At 64.3% G+C, this 9,132-nt stretch carries 2 protein-coding genes and 8 pseudogenes; 8 read left to right on the top strand and 2 right to left on the bottom strand.

Annotated features, from left to right (window positions below):
• The first annotated feature begins 466 nt into the window (after positions 1-466).
• Entirely contained in the window at positions 467-559 is a 93-nt protein-coding gene (locus J2X68_RS39925) for a hypothetical protein (RefSeq protein WP_310437507.1), read from the top strand.
• Positions 560-616: 57 nt separating this feature from the next.
• Positions 617-1,513: an IS982 family transposase gene (locus J2X68_RS39920; RefSeq protein ID WP_310437506.1), complete on the top strand. Its 897-nt coding sequence runs from the start codon at positions 617-619 to the stop codon at positions 1,511-1,513.
• A 23-nt stretch (positions 1,514-1,536) separates the two neighbouring features.
• Here the strand turns inward: J2X68_RS39920 and J2X68_RS39915 are convergent.
• Together J2X68_RS39915 and J2X68_RS39905 are read right to left on the bottom strand one after the other, a co-directional pair.
• A pseudogene (locus tag J2X68_RS39915) lies at positions 1,537-2,732 on the bottom strand (DUF4158 domain-containing protein); the annotation flags it as partial.
• 127 nt (positions 2,733-2,859) lie between these two features.
• Positions 2,860-3,097, bottom strand: a pseudogene (locus J2X68_RS39905) (IS21 family transposase); the annotation flags it as partial.
• Between J2X68_RS39905 and J2X68_RS39900 the strand changes: the two are divergent.
• The 6 pseudogenes from J2X68_RS39900 to J2X68_RS40455 form a co-directional block, all read left to right on the top strand.
• Positions 3,090-3,290: pseudogene (locus J2X68_RS39900) on the top strand (IS110 family transposase); the annotation flags it as partial. The pseudogenes J2X68_RS39905 and J2X68_RS39900 overlap by 8 nt on opposite strands.
• 7 nt (positions 3,291-3,297) lie before the next feature.
• Positions 3,298-3,524: pseudogene (locus J2X68_RS40460) on the top strand (transposase); the annotation flags it as partial.
• Positions 3,524-3,671 (top strand): annotated as a pseudogene (locus tag J2X68_RS39895) (transposase); the annotation flags it as partial. The pseudogenes J2X68_RS40460 and J2X68_RS39895, both read left to right, overlap by 1 nt.
• A gap of 2,627 nt (positions 3,672-6,298) precedes the next feature.
• Positions 6,299-6,607: pseudogene (locus tag J2X68_RS39890) on the top strand (transposase); the annotation flags it as partial.
• 859 nt (positions 6,608-7,466) lie between these two features.
• Positions 7,467-8,172: pseudogene (locus tag J2X68_RS39885) on the top strand (IS5 family transposase); the annotation flags it as partial.
• Positions 8,172-9,110 (top strand): annotated as a pseudogene (locus J2X68_RS40455) (ISAzo13 family transposase); the annotation flags it as partial. The pseudogenes J2X68_RS39885 and J2X68_RS40455, both read left to right, overlap by 1 nt.
• Positions 9,111-9,132: the final 22 nt, after the last annotated feature.

Below are 9,132 nucleotides of genomic sequence, written 5' to 3'. Positions count from 1 at the left end.
GAAGGCCTCGACCTCTCCGGCTCCGCAGCCATACCCATCGACCAGGTGAAATCCCTGATCGTAGAAAACGACCAAGGCAAACACTACGTCGAAGTGACCGTCTGATTCGGGCCATTGGTCATAGACCGAGTTCACCGAGGTATAGCCGAGGTGGATGAGCCGGAGATCAACTCTCAGCCTTGTCCAGGCTTTGCGGGCAAGGCTGCAGTCGTCGCATTATCCGGCGTCCGAAGGCTGGCTTAAGGGTGCTTCGCCTGTCAACGAATTGGGGTGCACGTCGTCGTGCCCAGATGAGGATGGCAGCGAAGTGGAGTGCAGCCTGGTGGCGATGGCGAGTTTGTCGGTTTGTGTGGCCAGGCTGCGCCCCTGCTTGAGGCGATTGATGCACTGCTTGACAGTGTTGCGCTGCGTGTAGGTATGCGCCCACCAGGCCACGCTCACCGCGGGCGGTCGGACGTTCGCCGTCTTGGGAACCCGCATCGCCGCCCCGGTCTACCCAGCCGAGCACCGTGCGCTTGCGAAGGCGATCCTCGCCGGCGGAGGCGCGCTGCTGAGCTAGACGAGTAGTTCCAATTGCAGGGTTCTCAGACAAAAGGAGGGTGTCCAACATCGGTTTGTGACGACCGATTTAGACACCCTCTTGACGGCACTGTACGTGCATGTCGATGACCGTTTGAAGACCCCGCGATGGCGTGGGCGTCCGCCGCGGCTGACCGATGCCGAGCTGGTGACCCTGGCGGTGGCCCAGGCGATACTGGGCTTTCACTGCGAGGCCCGCTGGCTGCGCTTCGCCCACGCGCACCTGCACCCGATGTTCCCGTACCTGCCTCAGCGCCCGGGCTACAACAAGCGGCTGCGGGCAGCTCTGCCGCTGGTCAAGCGGGCCATCCGGTCACTGGCTGCCGATACCGACCTGTCGCTGGACCCGCAGTGGATCGTGGACTCCACGCCCGTCGAGTGCGCCCGCTCCCGCGAAACCGTGCGCCGCTCCGAGCTGGCGGGATGGGCCGGCTACGGCTACTGCCGCTCCCACTCCCGTTTCTACTGGGGCCTGAAGCTGCATCTGGTGTGCACCCCGGCCGGGCTGCCCCTCACCTGGGCCCTGGCCGACCCCAAGATCGACGAACGGCAGGTCCTGGCCGCCCTGATCGACGACGAACCGCGTCTGGCAGCCGCCCGGCCGGGGCTGCTGATCCTGGCGGACAAGGGCTACATCGCCACCGAACTCGACCGCTTCCTCGCCGCTCGCGATATCAGCCTGCTGCGACCCTCCTACCGCAACCGCGGCACCCCACAGCCCGCAGAAGCCCTGCTCAAGACCGTGCGGCAGCTGATCGAGTCGGTCAACGACACCCTCAAGGGCCGGCTCCACCTGGAACAGCACGGCGGCCGCACCATCGAAGGAGTCGCAGTCCGGGTGGCCCAGCGGATCCTGGCGATGACCTGCGCGATCTGGCACAACCGCACCATCGGCGCACCCATCACCAGGTCACTGATCGCCTACGACCACTGAGCCACATCGGAACTACTCGTCTAGGCGAAGACGTCGCGGTTGTTCAGGGCCCGGTGCAGCTGCTCCAGCACGCACACTACGTACGCGTCCCGGTCGACCGCGCCCAGCGGCAGTTCGGGGTTGGCGTACACCGCCTTGCGCCATGCCGGCGGCACGAGCTTGTCGTCCACCTCGCGCGGCAGCAGCGGCTTCACGCCGACCTTCCGCCGGGCCAGCGCCGGAAGCCCGCGCACCCCACCCAGGACTCGCTTGCCCGCGCTCGCTGCGTCGAGCGCCTTCGATTCGCCTAGCAGCGCGAGGAACGGGCGGACGGTGGCGTACCGGTTCGCGAGCGCGGCCCGCATCGCGACGTCGGCCGTGTTCTCGTCCTCGGGCACCAGGGTGACCACGGTGGCCGCCGCGGTCATCACGGCAGCGCGCGGGGCGACCTCCTCCACCGCCGCCCACAGCGCGGCCACGTCCAGGTCCGCCTCATGCTCCTCGACCAGCTCCAGCTCCTCGAACAGCACCTTCGCCGCCCGAGCGAGTACCCGTGACGCCTTCTCCATCTGCGGCAGCGTCGACAATCGCTCCAGCTCCGAGAACCGCGAGCCCTCCGGCGTCTTCAACGTCGCCACCAACTCGCCCGGCAGCGCCGGGTCCGCGCGGCGGGCCGCACCCACGACCGTCGCGTGCAGGCGCTTCTCCGCGACCTTCCGAGCCTCCGACACCTGCCGGGCCAGCACGGACACCCCGGGCAGCAGCACCCGGTGACGGCGCAACCAGCCCACCGCGTGGTCGAACAGCGCCTTCGGGCCCTCAGCGTGCGTCCAGGCCCGGCCGTGCAGGAAGGTACGGAACCGGCGCGACACTCCGCATCGTCGTACTCGCGGTACTCGTAGGCGTCCCGGATCTCCCACGCGTGCTCTTACGGTGTCGGCTTGCGCTCGGTGTACCGCTTAACGCACGAGACGTCCTCGATGCCGAGCTGCGCGGCCAGGTGCTCGACCACGACCCACGGCACGTCCAGCGGGTCGTCCGGGAGGAAGCGGCCGATGTAGCGCACGGTGCACATCTGGAGAGCGAACCCGAGCCGACTGTGGTCCCCGCGCCGCTTCGCGATCAGCTTGCGGTCCTCGTCGTCCAGGAAGAAGAACCTCTCCAGCTCCGGCCTGGTCGGCTCCTCGTTGAACTTGCCTTACGACGCTGCCTGCTCATCGGTCAGGAACTCCACTGGCATGGGCGCGAAGCTATCGGCGTCCGCAAGAGCTCAGGGATCTTCCGCCGAACCTCGCCGCCGGGCCTGCCACCTGTGCTGGACGCCATGATCATCGGCTTAGCGTTAACCGCTGTACCGATGTTCCCCGGGGCCGAAAACGCCCGTCCGGCCAGCACGTGGTCACGCACGATGCCGACCTGACGCTCGACGCGGCCCTTGCCCTGCGGCCGGTAGGCGGCCAGCACATCGATGTCGAAGTCGTAGTGCCCGGCGAACGCGACCGCCTCGGGATGCAGCGGGACCGCCTCACCGGGGGCAACTTGCCAGCGCACGACGGTCTTGGAGCGGTCGTAGACGATCGTCATCGGCACCCCGCCGAAGTGCGCGATGTTCCTCTCCGCGTTCGCAGCCCTCCACGATCCCGCCTCCCGCAGCTACTACAACCGCTGCCGGGCCCGAGGCAAGACCCACACCCAAGCCCTCCTCCGCCTCGCCCGCCACCGCATCAGCGTCCTGTTCGCCATGCTCCGCGACGGCACCTTCTACGAACCACGCACCCCCGAAACGGCCGCCGCATGACCGACCAGACTTGACCAAGGACATAGAGGCACCCCCCGTCGCAGTCGCCCGGTACACCGCCTGCCAGGTCGCCTACCTGTCCGGACTGGCGATGCGGTGGATTGCCGGTCTCTCCCCGGCGAGGCGAAGACCGACACATAAGACGCAGCCGGCATGGTGCGGGCGCCGCCCGCACCATGCCCCGTACTCTGCGTATCCTCGAACTCGCCCGACGAGGTCACCGCGGAACCGACGGCATCGGAGTCAGGACCTCCGTAGTCCTCCTCGCCGGCATCGGCGACGCCAGTTCGTTCCCGAGCGCCGCCCACCTGGCCTCCTACGACGGCCACGAAGTCGTCCGGAACGTCGATTTTCGGTGAACAGGTGCCGCGAGACGGCCACCTCAACAGCCTCGTGAACGTCTTCACCCACTCAGCACGTATAACCCCGGTCATACACTGGAGATGCTCAGCTCAGATCCTTGTGCAACATCTTTTTCTTCGTCATTGTCTTCCTATCGACCCCTGCGGACCCTTGCTGAGGGCGTTTCCGCATACCTGCCTTGAAAATGATCTGTCGCCTGCGGGTGCGGATCGATGGCAGAATATTCCGGCGGTTTCACTGCGTTTGCCCTAGCTGCTGCCGCCCGACTGGTTGGGCCCTGAGGATTATGCCTATAGAGCGTGTCTCTTCCCTGGCGGGGCTCCATATGAATGTCGCCGCTCCTGGTGAGTCCGTCAAGGGCGGCCGAGAAATCTCTAATGTGTGCCGAATTAAGGGAGACAGCAGCCCTGATTGCTGCACTGGACTGACTGGAAGGATTCTCCTGCAGGAACTTCAAAATATTCTGCTTGTGGTCATCAATTGAAGGCATGACATCCTCTTTTCCGTTGTGGCGGGTGTCGCTCGCTGAGCGTTTCCGCAATGCGAAGTTAGCGATAGCCAGATTCTTGCCACACACATGAGGCTTGACTGTGAACGCTCAGCCGACCAGGAATTCTGATGCTCACGACGCTTTCAGGTGCGCTAACCAGGATGGCGTATCATGTCAGACTCGGTAGCGCGAAAGCCTCACTGACTGCAACGGTCACTACAGCTCCCGGGTTCAGTACAGCAACTAAGTAGTTTCCTGCCCTCGCTGGTTACGATGAGCATGTTGACCCCTCAGATGGTGTTTACAGCACTTTCAGTGCCTTCCTAGCTGGTAAACGGTCCGCGTGGGAGGCCGGTGATATTGGAGATGCTGGCGGGTTCTGAGGGGTAATGACACCGCGGTCTCGCCCGCAACCAACTTTCACCTGCCTCTCATCGACCTGGGGCGTTGCCGCGGGGCGAATAGACCAGACCAACAGTGAGAGTTGGCTGATTATCCAATTGGTCGCGAGCTCTCTCTACCTCACCTGTAGGGTCATGCAGTTGCAGTGTGTTCTCCGGCCCTACTGCGCCTGTCAGGGAACTGCGGGGCGACGTCGCCTGCCTCGTCGTCGGCAGATGGTGCGCTGCGGCGTACAGACTGGCCACATTGGATGGCAAGGCAGAAGGCATTCCAGGCCGCGACACTGGGGGGTTCGGTTGTTGGCCGCCGGAGCGTTGTTGCGACCGGGAGTGTTGGACAGGTATGGGGTTCGGACGGGGCGGGGGTGAAGAGACATGAGAAGCGGATGACCTGTCGGGGCTGTCATGGGCGGATTCCTGATGCTCAAGGAACAGGGGGGCCTGGGCATGCGGGGCTGACAATTGCCGACTGCCGGCGCGCGTCGCCCGCGCACTTTCTAGGCCTTTTTGATATACTTCGGCATAACGTCTATATGGTTCGGTTACCTTCGTCTGCTGATTTCTCGGAAGGCTCGCATATCCCTTACCGATCATGATCCAGGTGCGGTGCCTTTGGAGGATCGGCCCGCCCGTCAGAGCGAGGGATATGGCGGCTGGCGCGAGTCTACGGGTTGTGCCTTCTTCGATTTGACAGCCCTCCGATAAGAACGAGACGGTTGCAGCGCAAGATTCTGCAGTTCCCTGACTGACTGCATAATCATAAAACTGGGCCAAGAGAGCTATATTTTGTTCATCGGACATTATTAACAGCCGTCTCCTGAGATTTATCGGGTCGCGTCACTATCCGTTTCTACGGCACGACGCGTGCCAGGGTTCATCCACCACAACGACAACACTTCGTAGTCGTGCTACTCATCGGTTGCAGGAAGCCTTGAATGGCGGTGCCGATGCGTCGGGTGGCGCATCGGGCTGGCTGACGGAGTCAGGCTGAATTCAGCCGCGCGGAAGCCTGCGGTCAGGCGGGATCGCCATTCGCCTCGTGGTAGTTCGCGGCGGGGCAGCCGCGGTCGGTGGCGGCGGTGTCGAGCGTGCCCGTCACCAGGTGCTTCCTTTGAGGTCGTGGTCTGTCAGGGCGGAGGCGCACGTGGTATACCGGCTGCGGTTGTCGGGGTGAGCGCGCCGGGGTGCGGAGCCCGCCCAGGCGCGGCAGAGCGGCCAGCCGAGGCAGGCCGAGCAGAGGTCCTCTCCGGGAGCGGTTCCAGCAACGCCGCAGCCGGCGCATTCGGTCAGGGCCCGGCAGGTCAGGGCCTCGCTCACCGTGCGCGCGGCCGCGGAGCCGATCGTCGGTTGCGCCGGGGGGCGTCCCACATGGGCTGGTCGTAGTGGTCGGCCGCGCTGACAGGCGGCGGGTAAGCGTGGGCCGTGCACACGGGCGAACGTGACCGTGCAGCCCGGAAGCGATGCCCGACCACTCCCTGCGCAGATGGCGCGCTGGATGGTGTAGGGGATCTCCGCGCTTGAGTGCGCTGGTTCTACTCCCTCGAGTGCACCGTCTGCCGGTGGTGCTCTTTGCTCATCTGGCAGGCCACCGTGCAACTGTCCGGAGTGAAAGGGCAGTTTGATTCAGGACGTTTACGGTGATCTTGTACTAGCATGATCTACTTTGCCTGCTTGAGTCACTGCCTCGGCCGATGATCTTGAAATCGTCCGTGAAGTCGCCGAGCGGCTGCTGCAGGAACTGATCGGGACGACGGGCCGAGGTGAGTGCGAACATCGGCGCCGAGCAGGGCGAACACTCCGAGACACGCACGACCTGGCCCAATGGTCGTCGGGAGAAGACGGTGACCACGCAGGTCGGCGACCTGGAACTCGCCATTCCGAAGCTGCGTACTAGAAGCTTCTTCCCGAGCCTCCTCAAGCGCCGACGGCGCATCGACCAGGCCCTCTACGCGGTCATGATGGCAGCCTACGTCAACGGCGTGTCCACACGCTCGGTCGATGACCTGGTCAAAGCCCTCGGCTCCGACACCGGGATTGGGGAGTCGCAACGAATTTCGCGGCTGCGGCCTACGCACCTGTTACTGGATCTGCAGCCCTACTAACCAAGACTCTCACCAGAGAAAAATCTGGTACTACCGTTGGGCGCGACCTGCGTTAACGGCCGTGCCCGGAAGCTCCAGGTCCTTGCTGCTGCCCCCTGCCCTGCCCAGGCGCCGCGGGAAATATAGACGGAAAAAGGTCTCTGACATGAGGAAGTGCAGCAGGCTGCTGAGGCGCATCAGCCTGTGGTACTGCATGCGCCGCTGCAGCACGTGCACGACCGACCTGCATCCTCACAAAGTCAGAATTTTGCGGAGTGCTTTCGGCCAATTTCCACCGGAAATCACCGCGAGGCTCGCTGACAGGGATCAGATAACCTCTGAAGCCGTGCGTTGCCATGGCGCCCGCCTCGGAGTCGGAAAGTGCGCCACTGCCTCGTGTAATGCCGTTTAGCCAGTACCCCAGTACATTGGTGTATGAAGCATCATTTCCGGCCCTAGAGGCAGGCGGAAGGTACCCGCGCTGTTCAGTGTGAGAATTGTACCAGGCGTTAATATTTTCCGTCTGATCTACACCTTTGTAAGGCATGAATAAACCTTTCTTACCAGTTGCGCTCGTCCTGTTACGTTTACCGCTCACCAGATAGACGTGGATGAGTGCGGTTCGGTTCAATGAGGACGTCGCGTCGTTCAGCACTGGATGCTCGGCAGCCGGCGGTTGGGTCTTGACCCTGAATCTTGGACACGGGCTATGCGGCTTGAGCCAGGGTCGTCAACGTGGTGTCCAGTGCTGTCTCACAGGCGATGGGACTGCGTTGTCGGAGGCGGGGGTGGAAGGCATCGGGTGTTGTAGCGGAGTGACTGTCCGCTTGATCGCTCGTTGATGTGGGCATGGGGGAAGCGTCAGTCGCGGCCGTGGACCGTGTCGGATGAACTGTGGTTGCTCATCGAGCCGTTGCTACCCGAGCCGCCACCGAAGCAGGTCGAGGGACGGCCGCGAGTGCCCGACCGGTAGCCCCTGTGCGGGATCTTGTTCGTCCTGCACACCGGCATCCAGTGGGAGTACCTCCCGCAGGAACTGGGCTTCGGCTCGGGCATGAGGTGTTGGCGCCGCCTGGCGGCCTGGAACGAAGCCGGCGTTTGGGACCAACGGCACCGGCTGCTGCTGAACAAGCTGCGCTCGAAGAACGAGCTGGACTGGTCGCGGGCGGTGATCGACTCCTCCCACGTCCGGGCCGCACGCAGGGCCCCAAAGCGGGCCCAGCCCGGTCGATCGCGCACGGCCGGGCAGCAAACACCACATCATCACCGACGGCCAGGGGATCCCGCTCGCGGTGTCTTTGACCGGCGGAAACCGCAACGATGTCACCCAGCTGCGGCCCCTGTTTCACAAGATCCCAGCAGTGGCTGGAGTCGTCGGCCGGCCGCGCAGAAGGCCGGGCATGCTCTTCGCCGACCTCGGCTACGACCACGACAAGTACCGACGGCTCTTGCGGCAGCGCGGCATCAGGCCCGCGATCGCAGAGCGTGGCCAGCCACACGGGACGGGACTGGGCACCTTCCGCTGGGTTGCTGAGCGGACGATCTCCGAGCGGTGCCCTACGGCATCTACGACGTCGTCGCGAACACCGGCTGGGTCAACGTGGGCACCGACCAGGACACGGCCGCCTTCGCCGTCGAATCCATCCGCCGCTGGTGGAACGGAGCCGGACGGGCCGCCTACCCAACCGCCGACCGGCTGCTGATCACCGCCGATGCGGGACTCCAACGGGTGTCGCACCCGCACATGGAAGACCAAACTCGCCCAGTTCGCCTCCGAGGCTGGACTGGAGATCACCGTCTGCCACCTGCCTCCCGGGACATCGAAGTGGAACCGAATCGAGCACCGGATGTTTTCCCACATCACCGCGAACTGGCGCGGAAGGCTTCTGACCAGCCACGAAGTCATCGTCGAGAGCATCGCCGCGACCACCACCAAGACCGGCCTGACAGTGCACGCCGAACTCGACACCAACCCCTACCCCACCGGCATCCTGTCAGCAACGACGAGATCGCTGCCTTGCCGATCAGCCGGCATCGCTTCCATGGCGACTGGAACTACACCCTCCACCCCCAGCATCCGCTAGATGCGACACCGACCAGCAGCACGCCGGACCAGACGCCGGCGAGCGGGCCGCATCGCCTCACGACGTATTCACTTCAGGACCCTGAGCTGACCGGCATGACCCGCCAACAGCTCAGCGAGCTCATCGACGCGCTGACTCCTGCACTGAAGGTCTTCCCGCTCCATCCGCTACGGGCTAGAAGGTCGATGAGGATCTGGGCGGGCAGGGACACAAGCGAAGGATCACCGAGGCTGAGCGATCTAGAATCGTCGGTCCGGTCAACCTGGCGCCGCCGGGTCGGCTGGAGGTGCAGCCGTCGAACGAGACGTGGGCATCGAGGTCCGCCGCCTGTGGACGACGGCGTAATTCCCCGGGGCGACGGTCACGTAATTCCCCAGGTCCTGGCCTTTGTGTGGGGCTAGGTTGTTAGAGGCTGTCCGGTGT

The sequence above is a fragment of the Streptomyces sp. 3330 genome (assembly GCF_031456635.1).
Lineage (GTDB): Bacteria > Actinomycetota > Actinomycetes > Streptomycetales > Streptomycetaceae > Streptomyces.
The sequence above is the reverse complement of the archived record's forward strand: the minus strand, read 5'-3'. Positions and strand labels throughout refer to the sequence as shown.